The following is a 15,436-nucleotide window of genomic DNA, read 5'->3' on the forward strand; positions in this document are numbered from 1 at the left end:
GACGCAGCCATCATGCCGACCGTTTCCTTGCCACCCTTGACCTGGACCACCGCGCTCACCGCATGGTCCTGGCATCCCGCACCGATCGCGGCGATGCTGGCCTTCGGTCTCTGGTACGCCCTGCGCGTGCGGAAGCTCCGCCGAGCCGGTGGCACCTGGCCCGCAAGCCGCATCGTGTGGTGCTACAGCGGGCTCGGCAGTTACGCCCTCGTCACCGTGACCTCGATCGGGGCCTATCAGAACGTTCTCTTCAGCGTCCGCGCCATCCAAGTCGTCACGCTGCTGATGATCACACCGCAATTCCTCGCCCACGCCCTGCCCGCCCGACTCGCCCGCGACACCGCAACCCCGGCAACCAGGGCACGGTGCAGCCGCATCCTGCACTCGGCCGCCATGCGGGCCGTCACCCATCCGCTGATCGGCGTGCTAGTGCTGCTCGGCGTACCCATCGCGCTCTACGGCAGCGGCTGGTACGAAGCCGGGCTGCGCAGCCACTGGACCAGCGAACTCACCCAAGCCGCGCTACTGATCGCCGGGGCACACTACTTCTGGACCCGCCTGCAACGCGATCCCGTGCCCAAGCTGTACCCGCACGTCGTCTCGGTCGGACTGACCTTCGCCGAAGTCGCCCTCGACGTCATCGTCCCCATCGCCCTGCTCATGTCCGGCAGCCTCGTCGCCGCCGACTACTATCTCGCACTCAACGGCGCAGGAGGGCTTCCCCCCGACACCGACCAGACAACCGGTGCGGCCGTCCTGTGGGGCCTCGGCGACCTCGCCCTCGTACCCTTCCTCATCCTGTCCATGCAGCAACTGCGACGCCGCGACAAGGAACACGCCGCCGAGATCGACGCACAACTCGACCAATACCAACGAGCCGAACAACGCAGACAAAACCCCACAGCAACAGCCGCTGAAACGGCCGGCACTGCTGCGGAACTACCTGCCACGATGCGCCCCTGGTGGGAAGACGACCCGAACGTCGCGGCACACTTCCGATGGACACAGCAAAAACCGCCCCAGGACGGCTAATTCCGGTGCCTCTGCCCGCCATCGCAAGCGGCTTCGCTCACCGGCGGTGCTGGACATCAGCGACCAACCGGTTGTGCCGTCGACAAGAAGACCACGGTGCCGCCTACCGGTGCGCCGGGCTCCATCTGCCCGCAAGGGGGCCAGCCGTCCGGCACGGCGGCCCGGGTCTGGACAAGCGGTACCAGCAGAACACCCACCGCCGATGCGGCGAGCCCAGATGAATCGTGGCCGTGCACTCGATGCGCAGCCGGACGGCGCATCGTCGACGCGAGCGCTGTGACTTCTTCGGCTCGATCGCCGCTGACAGCGAGGGCGAGCTGGAGCAGTTAGGACCCACCGGATGCCGACCGGTGCGCGACGCTCCTGATCAGCGCCGGAGCCTCACCACGGCCTCATTCTGGCATGGCTGACGGAGGTCAGCGGCCCTGGCCGGGAGCGGGCTGGACGGAGCCGCCGGTGCGGGACTGCGGTTTCCGCCCGGCGACGATGTCGTCGAGGGCGGACTTCAGCAGCGGCGGGTCCACCGGGCCGGTGATCTTGGCGACGATGGTTCCGGAGCGGTCGAGGAAGAACGTTTCCGGGATGCCGTAGATCCCGAATTCCATGGCCGCGCGGGAGCCGGGGTCGGTGACGTACTGGTAGCTCTTGCCGCGGCCGAGTTCGTTGAGGAATCCGACCGCGGACTTGGGCTGGTCCTGGTAGCTGATGCCGACGAAGGTCACGCCCGCCGTGCGGTAGGCGTCCGCGGCGGCGGTCAGGGTGGGCTGTTCCTCGCGGCACGGCACGCACCATGAGGCCCAGAAGTTGACCACGACGACCTGGCCGCGCAGCGAACGCAGCGCGAGGCCGCCGTCTCGTTCGAGGTAGGGCAGGGTGAGCTCGGGTGCGGGCTTGCCGATCAGCGGGGTGTCGACCAGGTTCGGGTCGTCGCCGATCCGGGTGCTGATGAGCACGCCGACGGCGACCGCGGCGACGGCGACGGCGAGCGCGGTCCAGCGGAGCCATCGCATGGTGCCGCGGCGGGCGTCGGCGCCGGCTGTCATCGTCCCTCCTTGGCCAGTTCGCGCCGCGCGGTGGCGATCATGGCGTCGACGTCCTGGCGGGTCTGGGCGGGCAGCCCGGGTCGTTGCCGGAGCTGGTCGAGGGTGCGCAGCGCGGCGGCCGGGTTGTTTTGAGCGAAGAGCTGCAGGTTCGCCTGCATCCACAGCGCGGTGTCGGCGGCGCCGGTTCCCGAAGGAAGCGGCGCAGCGGGGGCGCTGGACTGCATGACCTCGTTCCCGGTCACGAAACCGTTCTGGGGACGCTGTTGCACGGCGGCGGGGAGGACGACGACCGCAGCGATCCCGGCCGCGACGAGCGTGCCGAGGTAGGCGATGGTCCTCGTCCGTGCCTCGCGGGTGCGGCGTCGCCGGGAGACGGGCTTGGCGGGTTCGTCGAGGCGGTTGATCGCGTCGGCGGCGGCCTGCTCGTACTCGGCGCGCAGGCGTCGTGCGGCGTCCGGCGGGATTTCCCCGGCGTCGACTTGCGCTTCGAGCGCGAGGATGTCGCGCAGGGCCTGGTCGCGTTCTTCGGCGGCGGTCACAGAGTCTCTCCGGTGCCTTGTTCGCGGGCGTGGCGCAGCGCCAGTTCGACACGCGCGCGTTCGTCGCCGGCCAGTTCCGGGACGTCGGGTCGTTTCCGCAAGAGCCCGGCCAGCAAGAGCGCTCCGGCGGCGATGCCGGCCAGCGGCAGCAGCCACACCCACAGCGTGCGGCCGCTCACTGGCGGATCAAGCAGCACCCAGTCGCCGTAGCGGGCCCGGAAGAAGCCGAGGACCTGCTGATCGCTGCGGCCGGCGGCGACCTGATCCTGCACCGCCTGCCGCATGGCAGTGGCCGTCTCGGACGGCGATTCGGCGATCGACACGCTCTTGCACACCGGGCAGCGCAGTCGCTGGTCGAGGTCGTGCGCCCGGTCCGCGGTCCCGTTCCCGCCGCTGAGGAGCAGCCCGGCGGTGAGGCCGAGCAGGACGAGGATTCCGGCGAGCGCGAGCAGGCTTTTACGCATGGCTCACCGTCTCCTCGGCGGGTTCGGCAGTCGGGGAACCGCGTCGGCGCCGTTCGCTGAGGGCCCACGCGCCGCCCGCGGCCATGAGGAACCCTCCTGTCCACAGCCAGGACATGAGCGGGTAGCGGTAGAGGTTCACCGTCACGGTGCCGGGGGCGATCTGCGCCAGCGCGACGTAGACGTCGCGGCCCGCGGTGCTCCACACGTCCGGGGTGCCGACGGCCTGGGGCTGGTTGGCGAAGGTCTCCAGTTTGGGCTGGGCCGTCCAGGCGAGCTGTCCGTTGTCGCGGAATTCCAGATGCGCGTCGCGCTGGGTGCGGTCGGGTTCGGTGTGTTGCTCGCTCTTGGTGAACATGACGGTGTAGCCGGCGAATTCGGCCGGGTGCTCGGGGGTGAGGGTGACCGTCGCACGGGTCGCGGTGGCTCCGGCCACGGAGATGGCGAGGGCGACGACCGCGACGCCGATGTGCGCGAGCTGCCCGCCCCAATAGGCGCGCTGCCCGGACACCAGCCGCCACAAGCCGGACGGGCGCCGGTTCGGCGCGGTGGCGAACAGATGCCGGATGCTCGCGGAGACGATGGTCGCCGCGAGGAAGGCGACCGCGACGACGCCGACGGAGCGGATTCCCGCCACCGCGAACGCGGCGGCGGCGATGCTGCCGATCAGCATCGGGAAGGCCAGCCGGGTCCAGAGCACGCGCGCGGTCGCCCAGCGGTAGGGGGTGAACGGCCCGGCGCCCATCGCCAGCAGCAGCGCGAACGACAGGGGCACGGCCATCCGGTCGAAGAACGGGCGGCCGACCGAGACCTGGCCTCCGGTGAACGCCTCGACGAAGATCGGGTACACGGTCCCGAGCAGCACGACGAAGGCGAAAAGGCACAGCACCAGGTTGTTGACCAGGAAGAGCCCCTCGCGGCTGGCGAGCCGCAGCGACCCGGTGCGGGAGGCGACGTGTTCGCCGCGCAGCGCGAACAGCGTGAACCCGCCGGCCAGGACGACCACGAAGAAGCCGAGCAAAGCGGGTCCGACCCCGGACTGGGTGAAGGAGTGCACCGACGCCACCACCGAGGACCGGGTGAGGAAGGTGCCCAGGATCGTCAGCGCGAAGGTCGCCAGCGCGAGCACGAAGTTCCACGCCTGCAGGGTTCCGCGCTTCACCTGCACGACGGCGGAGTGGACGAACGCGGTCGCCGCCAGCCAGGGGATCAGCGCCGCGTTCTCGACCGGGTCCCACGCCCAGTAGCCGCCCCAGCCGAGCACCTGGTAGGACCACCACGCGCCGACGATCAGGCCCGCGGTGAGGAACGTCCAGGCGACGAGGTTCGCCCGCCGGGTGCGGACCAGCCAGTCGGTGCCGCCGCGGCGGATGAGCAGCGCCGACATGGCGTAGGCGAACGACACCGTGAACCCGACGAAGCCGAGGTACAGCAGCGGGGGATGGATCGCCACCATGATGTCGTTGCGCAGCAACGGGTTCGGGCCCGGGCCGTCGGCGGGCGGGTTCGCCACGATCCGGAACGGGTTGGCGACGGTGGTCACCAGCCCGAAGAAAAAGGCCGCCACGAGGCCCATGACGCCGAGCGCGCCGGTGCCCAGCCGGTCGCCGGGGTCGGTCACCTTGCGGCGGGCGACGAAGACGTACCCGGCCAGCAGCAGCGTCCACAGGACGATGCTGCCGCCGAGAGCCGACCACGCGCTGGTGATGGTGAACAGCAGCGGCGTGGCACGCGAGTGCGTCTCGGCGACGTAGGACATGGCGAAGTCGTCGGTCAGCAACGCCGTTTCGAGCGCGGCCATCGACAGCACCGCTCCGCCGAGCATCACGAACGAGGCCAGCCGCAACTGTCCGATTCGGACGGAGCCGGGCCGGCGCTGCGCGCGGAATCCGTACCAGGCCAGCACGAGCGACGCGGCGAGGCCGAGGAATGCGCCGCCCCAGCCCGCGGCGGGAAGCACGGCGGTCACCGGGAATCACCTCCAGACGGGGCCGGGGCCGGTGTCGCGGGCGGCCGGTAGTTCTCGTCGTGTTTGACGATCATCGTGTCGGAGTCGAATTGGCCGTCCCGCCAGGAACCTTCGACGATCACCCCGATGCCGGGCTGGAACAGTTGCGCGAGCGGGCCGTTGTGCAGGACGGGGACTGCCGGGCTGCCGGGCTTCACGTCGGAGGACACGACGAACCGCAGCCCTTCCGGGGTGTGGGCGACGCTGCCCGGCCGCACGAACCCGCCGAGCTGGAACCGGCGGCCGTCGGGGTAGTCGGCGTGTTTCGCGATCGCCTCGGCCGGCGTGAGGTAGTAGACGAGGTTGCCGTTGAGGTTCCCGAACATCAGCACCCCGACCAGGACGGCGACGATCCCGATGCCGGCGACGGCGAGCAGGCGGTACCGCTTCACCGCTCCTCCCGTTCCCGCCGGATCGCCTCTGCCCGAAGGCGCAGCCGCAGCGTGTACCCGGCGAGCGTGCCGAAAGCGATGGCGAAGCCGATCGTCACCCAGGCCCATTCAGGCATCCCGCATCCGTCCTTCCAGGTGCGGCGCGGTGACGGCGCCGCCCGCGACTTCGGTGTCCTCGGCCGCTTGTGCGGCAGCGAGTTCGTCCTCCAGCGCGGTGAGCCGGAGCCGGGCGCGCAGCAGCATTCCCGCGAACACGGTGAACGCGACCACGTTGAGCAGCAGCACGGCGAGCATCCGGTGGTCGATCGTCGGATCGCCCGGCTTCAGCACTGTCGGCGGCTGGTGCAGCGCCCGCCACCACACCACCGACATGTGCACGACCGGCACCTGCACGACGGCGACCACGCCGAGCACCGCCGAGCGGCGCGCGCGGGCGACCGGATCGAGCGTCGCCCGGCGCAGGGCCAGATAGCCGAGGTAAACGAAGAACATCAGCGCGGTGGTGACCAGGCGGGGGTCCCAGGTCCACCACACGCCCCACACCGGTTTGCCCCACCAGGAGCCGAGCACGATCGTCAGGCCGGTGAACAGCACCCCGAGTTCCGCGCTCGCCGCGGCGAGCCGGTCGAAGCGGGCGCCGCGGCGCCACAGCCACAGCGCGCTGGCGAGCCCGGTGAGGCCGAAACAGAGGTAGGCGACCCACGCGGTGGGCACGTGCACGTACATCAGCCGCTGGTAGTCGCCTTGGAACCGGTCCGGCGGCGCGAGGACCGCGCCGGCGAGACCGGCCGCGAGCAGGACGAGCGCGGCGGCGGGAAGCCGCCTGCCGAACAGGTTCATGACGATTCCTCCAACGCGTTCGCGCCGAGCAGCAGAGCGAGCCAGCCGATTCCGGTGACGGTGACCAGCAGCAGCAACCACAGCCACGGGACCTGCCCGTAGCCGCCTTCCTCGACCAGTTCGGTCGCACCCAGCAGAAGCGGCAGCGCCAGCGGGCAGACCAGCAGCGGCCCGAGCGTGCTGCGGCCTGCCATGCCGTGCACCAACGCGCCGGCGAGAGTGCCGAGAGCCGCGAGCCCGGCAGCAGTCAGCGGAAGCGCTGCCGCCAGCCACGCCCACCCGGCGAGATCAGGCTGGTACAGCGCGATCATCACCGGCAGCAGCAGCGTCTCGAACGCGAGCAGGACGACCGCCGTCGCGGCGGCGCGCCCGCCGAGCCGGGCCGCGGCCGGCATTCCGGTCATCCGGAGCATGGCCAGGTGGCCGGGCGAGTCGGTCGCGGTCTGGCGCAGCGCGACCAGCACGCCGAAGAGCAGCACCACGACCCAGTACATGCCCGTGCCCAGCTGGCTGAGCAGCGGGCGGTCCGCACCGACCGCCATCGGCGTCAGCAGCAGCGCGACGGCGCCGAACGGCGTGATGATCCAGAGCGCTTCGCCCGCGCGCGCCTCGATCCGCAACTCGGCGCCGGCGATGGTCCGTGCCTGGCGGAGCGGAGCGGGGGACAGGACGGTCATCGCCACTCGCTTTCCGGGGCGGGTTCGCGGTGCAGCGCGACGAGACCGCCGTCGAGGAGTTCCCCGACCCGGTCGGCCAGCGCCCAGACCCGCGGCGCGTCGTGCGCGACCACGACCGCGGCCCCGCCGCGCGCCCGGACCCGCTGGACGACCAGGTCGACCAGTCCGAACGACGACCGGTCGAGCCCGGCGTGCGGTTCGTCGAGCAACAGCAGCGCCGGTTCGGTCAGCACCACCCTGGCGAGATCGGCACGGCGGAGCATGCCCTGCGAGCAGTGCTCGGCGCGCCGTCCGGCAGCCCGGCGCAGCCCGACGACGTCGAGCGCGTCCGGCACCGCAGCGGCGTCCCGCCCGGTCAGCGCGGCCACATGGCGGAGATTCTCCTCGAGCGTCAGCCGGGGATGCAACGAGGAATCGTGTCCTGCCAAGGCGATCGACGGCCGTGCAGCACGGACTTCGTCGGTGCCGAGCCGGGCGCCGAGCACTTTTCCGGTGCCGGCCGTGGGACGCAGCAGGGTGGCCAGCACGCGCAGGAGAGTGCTTTTCCCCGCGCCGTTCGGGCCGAGCACGCCGTAGACCTCACCCGCACCGACCGCGAGGTCGAGCGCGCGCAGCACCGGCGTGCGGCCCAACCGCACACCGAGCCCGGTCACCGCGATCACTGGCTCGCCCTGCTCTACTATCATCGATCGTAGAGTACAAGCCCTGGCCTGAGACCAGGTCCCGGCCCCCGACGGCAGGTTTTTCGCTCGTGGATCTGTATGCCTCGCTGTCCCTGGCGATCGCCGCCGGGGTCATTTCGTTCACTTCGCCGTGCGCGCTGCCGCTGCTGCCGGGCTACGTGTCCTACGTCTCCGGGCTCGGCCGCGCCCCGGAGGGGAACCCGACGGCGATGCGCGCCAAGCCGCGGGTGGGCCTGGCGTCCGCGTTGTTCATCGCAGGGTTCACGATCGTGTTCGTCGCGCTCGGCGTCACGGCGTCGGCGTTCGGGCTGCTTTTGGCGCAGCATCGGCAAATTCTGACGATTGCGGGCGGTGTGCTCGTCATCGGCATGGGGCTGGCGTCGCTCGGAGTCGTCCGGATTCCGTTGCTGCAGCGGGAAGCCCGGTTCGACCTGCACCGCGTGCGCAGCGGCCCCGCGGGCGCGGTGGTGCTCGGCGCGGCGTTCGGGCTCGGCTGGACGCCGTGTGTCGGGCCGGTGCTGGCCTCGATCCTCGCGACCGCCGCCAGCAGTGCCACCCTGGGCACCGGCGCGCTGCTGCTGGCGGCCTACTCGCTCGGGCTGGGCGTGCCGTTCGTGTTGGTCGCGATCGGCGTCGCGCGGGGGCAGCGCAGCCTGGCGTGGCTGCGCGCGCACACGCGGAAAGTCGAGATCGCCGGCGGGGTCCTGCTGATCGCGATGGGCGTCGTGATGCTCACCGGAGGCTGGACGCAGCTGATGGGCCGGATGCTGGCGGCGTTCGCCCGGCTGGGCTGGCCTCCGTTGTGATCTCCGGCGGGCACGTATCCGCGGTGCACGCCCGTCGCCGCCACCGCAGCACGACCGCGGCGGCCAATGCGGCCAGCGAGAACGCCGCGAGCAGGGGCTGAACGGGCGCCCAGATGCCGAGCGCGCCGGAGATGCCGAGCAATCCGACCACGATCTTGTTGCACACGGGGCAGCCGACGGCGAACACCGCCGCGGTGACCGAACCGGCCACGCCGGCGCGTCCGCGCGCATCCGCGCTGGGCCGGGGAATCGCGACCCACAATCCGGTGAGGACCGCGGTCAGGACGAGCACCGGGTACTCCCACCACCGCACCGGCGTCATCCGGGTGAACAGCGGGGTGTCGATCACGTCGGTCGGCACCCCGACGGCGAGTGCGCTCACCGCCGCGGCCGCGGCCGCGAGCGTCCAGCGGCGTCCGTTGTCATTCCACATAGGACACCACGGTCATCATTCCGGCCTCGCCGTGGTAGACGTTGTGGCAGTGGGTCAGCCACTGGCCCGGGTTGTCCGCGTCGAAGTCCACCTCGACGGTGCGCCGGGGCAGGACCAGGACGGTGTCCTTGCGCGGGCCGGCCGCTTTCGGCGTGCGTACCTGGAAAGTGTGGCCGTGCAGGTGCATCGGGTGGTACATGTCCGTTTCGTTCACGAACCGCAGGCGTACCCGCTGTCCCTTGCGGACCGGGAGCCCGTCGTTCGGGTTGTACGGTTTCCCGTTGATCGTCCAGTCGTACTTCGCGCCCGGCCCGGCCAGTTTGAGATCGTGGGTGACGTCGGGGGTCTTGTCCTTCAACGAGACCTGGGGTGCTGCGGAGAAATCGGCCACGGTCAGGACTTTCGCGGTCTTCAGCTGCTCGGCGGCCGCGTCGTTCACCGCGGACGCGGTGCTGCCGCCGGCGTGCACCAGCACCTGGGCGTACCCACCCTTGCCCTCGGCGAGAGCAAGGATCGGGACGCCGCTGGAGGGAACGGTGATCACCGCGTCGACCCGTTCGCCCATGCCCAGCAGCACCGTCGCCGCGTTGCCGGGCGCGCTGGCCGGGAAGCCGTCGGTGTGGGTGATCCGCATCGGAACGCCGGGCACGCCGACGCGGAACGCGGTGTCGCCGGCCGCGTTGATCAGCCGGAGCCGGATCCGCTGCCCGGGTTTGGCCTTGACACTGGTCGGCGCGACCGAGCGGGTGCCGTTGGCCAGGAAGTAGGGGTAGGTCACGTCGCCGGCGTCCCCGCCGAGGGTGGCCGACTGCGGCATGCCGCCCATGCCGGACATCGGCGGCATGCCGGAGCCGCTGCCCATTCCTGGCATGTCCGGCATCGAGGACGACTGCCCGCCGCCCATGACCATGCCGTTCTTCTTGAGGTTGGCGAGCACGGCGTCCGGGTCGGTGCCGGTGCCGTCGATCCAGTCGTCGAGGACGACGACCAGCTCCGTGTCGTAGTCGCGGCCGTCCGCCGGGTCCTCGATGACGAGCGGTCCGTACAGGCCCCGGTCGAGCTGGGTGCCGACGTGCGGGTGGAACCAGAACGTGCCGGCCTCCGGCGCGGCGAACTCGTAGGTGAAGTCCTTCCCGGCCGCGATCGCCGGCTGGGTGAGGTCGGGCACGCCGTCCATGTCGTTGCGCAGCGCCAGTCCGTGCCAGTGGATGGTGGTCGGCTGGGGTAGCCGGTTGTTCACCTTCGCGCGCAGCACCTCGCCTCGTTTGAGGCGGATTTCCTGGCCGGGCAGCTGCCCGAAGCTCCAGGTTGCGACCTTGGCCTGCCCGAGGTCGAGTTCGCCTGCCTGTGCGGTCAGCTCGACCTGGCGCACCGGCGCGTTCGCGGCGCGCCGGGCCGCCTCGGCGCGCCCGACCAGCGGCGAGGACGGGCCGATCTTGGCCGGTGCCGCGGCAGATCCGCCGGACGAGCAGGCGGCCAGCCCGAAGGCGGCGGTCGCGCCCGCGCCGAGCACGAGGAAGCCGCGCCGGTTCAGCTGGCGGTTCGGGGCGGTCGGCGAAGGGTCGGCAGGCGTCATGGGGTCCCGATTCCGTTGTCGTTGCGTGGCGAGCGCGTCCGTGAGGGGAACCCTCACGGACTCTGAGTCCCGCGGGGTTCCCTTCACGCCCGCGCCGCGTCCTCCCGGAGCGGGTCCGGGCCTACTAGATTCGATAGTACATATCGGGCGGGTCAGCCGCTTCCGGCGCAGACGACGGTGGGCTCGGGGTTGTAGCGCACGTTGCGGGTGTGCCGGCTGAGCTCCTTGCCGCCGAGGTCGCGGATGACGCGGGTGTCGGAGGCGGTGAAGCCGGGCTTGCCCTGGACCGGTTTGCACGAGGCGTCGGATTTCGTGACGGTGGGCGGGTTCACGAAGTCGTGTTTCGGGCCGGGGACCGATTCGACGTTCACGTGTTTGGTGCCCCACAGCTTGACGGTGATCGAGGAGTTCGTCCAGATCGTCTGGATCGCCACGCCGGTGGCGGAGTCGTTGGCGAACTTCAGGTCGATCACGCTGCTGCCGTCCGGGTTCTGGAACACCGTCGCCTCGCGCGCCGCGGGGTAGCGGCTGATGTAGAAGCTGTGTTCCTTGTGCCCGGCGTCGGTCATGCCGGCGAAGTACGCCGCGTTGTAGGTCGTGGTGGCGAATTGCGAGATGCCGCCGCCGACTTCGCGGGCGGGCACGCCTTCTTCGATCACGCCGGCTTCGACGTAGCCCTGCGGTGTGCCGCGCGGGCCGGTGTAGCCGTTGAGACTGAAGGTTTCGCCGGGCTTGACGATCGCGCCGTTCACCTTCTGGGCGACGACGCGGATGTTCACGCCGGAATCTTGCGCGAACCCGGTGGTCGTGAACTCTCCGATGACTTCCTTGATGCCGAGGCTCTTGACCGCGCCGCTGGTGACCTTCGCCGGTACGTCGGTGTATTTCGCTTGCACCGCCCGGTCTCCCGGGCCGGTGATCGCCTTCAGGAGGCCGGCCAGGGTCTGGTCCCAGTCGATCTGCCGCCCGTCGGTCGACGGCGTGACGACGGGAGAGCCGCTGGAGAAGTCCATCCGGGCGTCCTGGCCCTGCTTCTCGGTGGCTGCCAGTTTGTCGGCGACCGCGCCGAGTTTGTCCTTGTCGAGGCTGGGCACCAGATTTCCGTTGTCGCCGGCCCGGAACCGCAGGGCCGCCGCGATGCGCGCCGGGGTCACGGCGGCGTCGCGGCCGTCGCCTCGCACGGTCGCGGGAGCCGACACCGCGGGTTTGGCGATCTCGTCGACCGCTCGCCGGACTTCGTCGGCCGGGACCTTGGGCTGGAGCGTCCGGATCGGCAGCTTGACGTCCGCGGCGTTCGCCCACTCCGTCACGAGCGCCTGGCGGGCCGCCGTTTCGTCCAGTTCCTGCCCGGCTTCGGGCTGTACGGGCACCGGGGCGACGCCGTCGAAACGCACGTCGCCTTCCGTCATCGGGCGGTCGACGGCCGGGCGGAGGCCGGCGATGACGGCGTTGAGCGCCTGGTCGTCGCCGCTGGACATCACGCGGAATTCGCGGCCCCCGAACAGTGAGCCGAGAAGACCCCACGGGGTCGGGGACTGGGTTCCCGCCTGCGCCACCGTCGCGGCGTAGTCGACCTGGATCTTCGCGGACGCCGGCACGAACCGGGCCGTGCGGTCGCCCGCGCTGACCTGGACGGGCTGGGCAAGGCGCGGTGTCAGCGCCGCGGTCAGCTTGGCCTGGGCCTCTGCCGGGGACAGCCCGCCGACCGCCACGCCGGCGACGGTGGTGCCGCCGGGCACCTCGCCGATCGTCGCGATCGCGCCGATCACGTACGCCACGGCCAGTGCTCCCGCCGCGGCGGCGAGCGCGATGGTCAGCGGGCGCCGCCACCACGGGCGCGCGGCGCCGCTCCCGCCGCCGGGGTCCTGGTCGTCCGGATCCGTCGACGGCCAGCTCGCGTTGTCGGTCGCTGGATGCAAGAAAACCCCCGGGTAGCCGTGGTTTTGCCGCGTGCGGCGGTGCAGGGAGCCCAGGCTACTATCGTCCATAGTTGCCCGGTCGGGCGGGCCAGCGGCGGGGGATCCGGTCCTCACATCGACGCCAGGTCCCCGCGCAGGGCGGCGAGCGCGAGCCCGGCGAGGGGGCCGAGCACGAGGGATCCGGCCGCGGTGACGTACGCGGTCGCGGCCGCCCAGCCGCCGGGAACGGCCGGGTCCGGCTCGTCGCTCCGGCGGACGGCGGGGGTGATCCAGCGCAGGTAGTAGAACAGGCTCGCCACGGTGTTGACGGCTGCGACGACGACCAGCCAGGCGTAGCCGCCGTCGAGCGCCGCGGCGAAGATCGTCAGCTTGCCGGTGAAGACCGCGGTGGGCGGAGTGCCGACCAGCCCGAGCAGGCACACCACCAGGCTGACGGCGAGCCAGGGCTGGTGCCGCAGGAGCCCGCGATACTCGTCGATCGTCCGCCGCCCCGGCAGCGCGCAAACGACCGCGAAGGCGCCGAGGTTGGTGACCGCGTAAGCGCCGAGGTAGAGCAGCATGCTCGGCAGGGCCAGCTCGTTGCGTCCGGCCACGGCGACGGCCATCAGGAGGTAGCCGACCTGGCTGATGGTGGAGTAGCCGAGCAGGCGGCGGACGTCGCGCTGGAAGAACGCGGCGAGGTTGCCAAGCGTCATGGTGGCGGCGGCGACGATGGCGATCAGCAGGGCCCAGTCGAGGTGCGAGCCGGTCATCGCGGCGGCCAGGCGGTACGCCGCGACGACGCCGCCGATTTTGGGGACGGTGGTGAGGAACGCGGCGGCGGGCGGGCGGGTGCCTTCGGTGACATCGGGGATCCAGAAGTGCGCCGGGACCGCGCCCATCTTGAACAGCAGCCCGGCGAGCACGCCGACGAAGCCGACGGCGACGGCGGCCGCCGGGGCAGTGCCGAGCGCCTTCTGCAAGTCGGCGTAGGCGCTAGAGCCGCCGACTCCGAACAAGACGGTGGCTCCGGCCAGCATGATGATCCCGAGCAGCGCGCCGAGCAGGTAGAACTTGAGCGCTCCCTCGGTGCCGGCGTCGTCTTTGGCGAACCCGGCGACCGCGTACAGCGGGATGCTCGCGAGCAGGTACGCGGCGACCAGGAGCAACAGATCGTTCGCGCCGGTGAGGACGATCGTGCCCAGCGCCGCGAGCAGGATCAGGACGTACCACTCGCTCTCGCGCGGCGCGGACCGGAACTCTCGCGCGCTCACGCCGAGGGTGAGCAGCACGGCGACCAGGACGATGACGCGTCCGGCGTTGGTGCCGACGTCGATCGCGTAGCTGCCGCCGAAGACCGTGCGGACCGGATCGCCCCAAACCGCCACGGTCGCGGCCAGCCCGGCCGCGCAGGCGAGCGCGGCGAGGAGGCGGACCGGCCATTGCCGCCGGCGCGGCAGGTAGGAGCCCAGCAACAGCCCCGCGACCGAGGCGACCGCGAGGATGATCTCCGGCAGCAGCGCGAGCGGGTCTTCGTTCATCGTCTCCACGGCGCGGTCACCGGGCCAGGAGGTTCAGGACCGACCGCGACGCGGGTTCGATCAGGTCGAGCAGGAACCGCGGGAAGACCCCGATCACGACGGCGAGCACCAGCAGCGGCGCGATCGAGACGCCCTCGGCGACGGTGAGGTCCGCGGCCGGCGTGCCGGGCTTGCCGAGGAACACTTTCTGGAACGCGCGCAGGAACAGCGCGGCGGTCACCAGGATGCCGAGGAACGCCAGCACGGTCGCGACCGGGGCGGCGCCGAGGGAACCGGTGAAGATCTGGAACTCCGCGATGAAGCCGGAGAAACCCGGCAGTCCCAGGGAAGCGAAGGCGGCCGCGGCAGTCAGGCCCGCGAACCGGGGTGCGCTCGCGGCCAGCCCGCCGAACCGGTCGAGGTCGTAGGTGCCGCCGCGTTCGTAGAGGACTCCGGCGAGGAGGAACAGCGCGCCGGTGATCAGGCCGTGGCTCACCATCTGCGTGACCGCGCCGGTCACGGCCAGCTCGCGGGCTTCGCTCGCCGAGCCCGCGGCCATCCCGGCCGCGCCGATCGCCAGGATGATGTATCCCATGTGGTTGACCGAGGTGTAGGCGATCATCCGCTTGAAGTCCCGCTGGCCCAGCGCGACCAACGCTCCATAAAGGACACTCACCACCCCGGCCACGACGAACACGACCGCGTAGCGGCGCCACGTGCCGGGCAGGATCGGCATGGCGATCCGGATGAAGCCGTAGGTCCCCATCTTCAGCAGCACCCCGGCCAGGATCGCCGAACCGGCGGCAGGCGCTTCGGTGTGCGCGGGCGGAAGCCAGGTGTGGAACGGCACGGTCGGGGTCTTGATCGCGAACCCGACGCCGAGCGCCAGCAGCACCAGGCCCGCGGCCCAGCCGCCGCCGGCCAGCGGGTTCTGGCGGGTCAGTTCGACGATGTCGAAGGTGTGCGGCGCGGCCGTGACATAGAGCGCGATGAAACCGACGAGCAGCGCGAGCGACCCGAGGAAGGTGTAGAGGAAGAACTTGAGCGCGGCCCGCGCGGCGTCGCGATGGCCCCAGCCGGCGATCACGAAGTACATGCCCACAATGGACAGATCGAAGAAAACGAAGAACAGGATCAGGTCGAGCGCCACGAACAGCCCGAGGCTCACCGTCTCCAGGAACAGGAACAACGCGGCGAACGACCGTACTTGCTTCTCTTGCCGCAGCGAATAAATCGCGCAGGCGAGGAAAAGCCCGGCGGTCAAGACCACGAGCGGCAGGCTGAGGCCGTCCACCCCGAGGTGGTAGCCCGAGCTGATGCTGGGAATCCACCGCAGGTTCACTTCGTAGGCATAGCCGTCGCCGGCGGGACGAGCCGCCCACAGGACAATCGTCAGCAGGAAATCGGCCGCCGCGACGGCGAGCCACCACCAGCGCACGAACCGGTCGCCGGCGCGCGGGATCGCGAACGGGACCACCGCGGCCGCCAAGGGCAGGAACACCACGACGCTGAGCACGCGTCACCTCAC

Annotated in this window: 15 protein-coding genes; 2 read left to right on the forward strand and 13 right to left on the reverse strand. The window is 71.1% G+C overall.

All coding sequences use genetic code 11. The features are described from left to right. Positions 1-12 precede the first annotated feature (12 nt). Entirely contained in the window at positions 13-1,032 is a 1,020-nt protein-coding gene (locus FKO37_RS11955) for a cytochrome c oxidase assembly protein (protein WP_051165925.1), read from the forward strand. Positions 1,033-1,448: 416 nt separating this feature from the next. Here the strand turns inward: FKO37_RS11955 and FKO37_RS11960 are convergent, their stop codons facing one another. The 8 genes from FKO37_RS11960 to FKO37_RS11995 all read right to left on the reverse strand — a co-directional run bounded on the left by FKO37_RS11960 (position 1,449) and on the right by FKO37_RS11995 (position 7,678). Then, positions 1,449-2,075, reverse strand: a complete 627-nt coding sequence (locus tag FKO37_RS11960; RefSeq protein WP_037359813.1) for a redoxin family protein — start codon at positions 2,073-2,075, stop codon at positions 1,449-1,451. Beyond that, the gene (locus FKO37_RS11965) at positions 2,072-2,614 is read right to left on the reverse strand and encodes a hypothetical protein (protein ID WP_051165926.1); all 543 of its coding nucleotides are present in this window, start codon (positions 2,612-2,614) and stop codon (positions 2,072-2,074) included. The genes FKO37_RS11960 and FKO37_RS11965 overlap by 4 nt, the downstream gene beginning before the upstream one ends. Beyond that, the gene (locus FKO37_RS11970) at positions 2,611-3,078 is read right to left on the reverse strand and encodes a cytochrome c-type biogenesis protein (protein WP_037359815.1); all 468 of its coding nucleotides are present in this window, start codon (positions 3,076-3,078) and stop codon (positions 2,611-2,613) included. Before FKO37_RS11970 ends, FKO37_RS11965 begins: the two co-directional genes overlap by 4 nt. Next, positions 3,071-5,044, reverse strand: coding sequence for a heme lyase CcmF/NrfE family subunit (locus tag FKO37_RS11975; RefSeq protein ID WP_037359816.1), 1,974 nt, complete (start codon positions 5,042-5,044; stop codon positions 3,071-3,073). The genes FKO37_RS11970 and FKO37_RS11975 overlap by 8 nt, the downstream gene beginning before the upstream one ends. Further along, positions 5,041-5,475: a cytochrome c maturation protein CcmE gene (locus FKO37_RS11980; protein WP_037359818.1), complete on the reverse strand. Its 435-nt coding sequence runs from the start codon at positions 5,473-5,475 to the stop codon at positions 5,041-5,043. Before FKO37_RS11980 ends, FKO37_RS11975 begins: the two co-directional genes overlap by 4 nt. A 108-nt stretch (positions 5,476-5,583) precedes the next feature. Further along, entirely contained in the window at positions 5,584-6,315 is a 732-nt protein-coding gene (ccsA, locus tag FKO37_RS11985; protein ID WP_037359819.1) for a cytochrome c biogenesis protein CcsA, read from the reverse strand. Further along, the gene (locus tag FKO37_RS11990) at positions 6,312-6,992 is read right to left on the reverse strand and encodes a heme exporter protein CcmB (protein ID WP_037359982.1); all 681 of its coding nucleotides are present in this window, start codon (positions 6,990-6,992) and stop codon (positions 6,312-6,314) included. The genes ccsA and FKO37_RS11990 overlap by 4 nt, the downstream gene beginning before the upstream one ends. After that, positions 6,989-7,678, reverse strand: a complete 690-nt coding sequence (locus FKO37_RS11995; RefSeq protein WP_051165927.1) for an ATP-binding cassette domain-containing protein — start codon at positions 7,676-7,678, stop codon at positions 6,989-6,991. The genes FKO37_RS11990 and FKO37_RS11995 overlap by 4 nt, the downstream gene beginning before the upstream one ends. A gap of 65 nt (positions 7,679-7,743) precedes the next feature. Here FKO37_RS11995 and FKO37_RS12000 point away from each other — a divergent pair, with 65 nt between their 5' ends. Further along, positions 7,744-8,481, forward strand: a complete 738-nt coding sequence (locus tag FKO37_RS12000) for a cytochrome c biogenesis CcdA family protein (protein ID WP_037359821.1) — start codon at positions 7,744-7,746, stop codon at positions 8,479-8,481. Here FKO37_RS12000 and FKO37_RS12005 read toward each other — a convergent pair. From FKO37_RS12005 to FKO37_RS12025, 5 genes are all read right to left on the reverse strand, one after another. Next, positions 8,408-8,914: a hypothetical protein gene (locus FKO37_RS12005; protein ID WP_051165928.1), complete on the reverse strand. Its 507-nt coding sequence runs from the start codon at positions 8,912-8,914 to the stop codon at positions 8,408-8,410. The two genes, FKO37_RS12000 and FKO37_RS12005, sit on opposite strands and share 74 nt — an antisense overlap. After that, a complete protein-coding gene (locus FKO37_RS12010) occupies positions 8,904-10,490 on the reverse strand; it encodes a multicopper oxidase family protein (RefSeq protein ID WP_051165929.1) in 1,587 nt (528 codons plus the stop codon). The genes FKO37_RS12005 and FKO37_RS12010 overlap by 11 nt, the downstream gene beginning before the upstream one ends. A 152-nt stretch (positions 10,491-10,642) precedes the next feature. Continuing rightward, entirely contained in the window at positions 10,643-12,478 is a 1,836-nt protein-coding gene (locus tag FKO37_RS12015; RefSeq protein ID WP_081655053.1) for a VanW family protein, read from the reverse strand. Between the two features lie 41 nt (positions 12,479-12,519). Further along, positions 12,520-13,929, reverse strand: a complete 1,410-nt coding sequence (locus FKO37_RS12020; RefSeq protein ID WP_037359823.1) for an NADH-quinone oxidoreductase subunit N — start codon at positions 13,927-13,929, stop codon at positions 12,520-12,522. Between the two features lie 16 nt (positions 13,930-13,945). Continuing rightward, positions 13,946-15,424, reverse strand: a complete 1,479-nt coding sequence (locus FKO37_RS12025; RefSeq protein WP_101437991.1) for a NuoM family protein — start codon at positions 15,422-15,424, stop codon at positions 13,946-13,948. Positions 15,425-15,436: the final 12 nt, after the last annotated feature.

The organism is Amycolatopsis sp. Poz14 (genome assembly GCF_006704225.1).
GTDB lineage: Bacteria > Actinomycetota > Actinomycetes > Mycobacteriales > Pseudonocardiaceae > Amycolatopsis > Amycolatopsis nivea.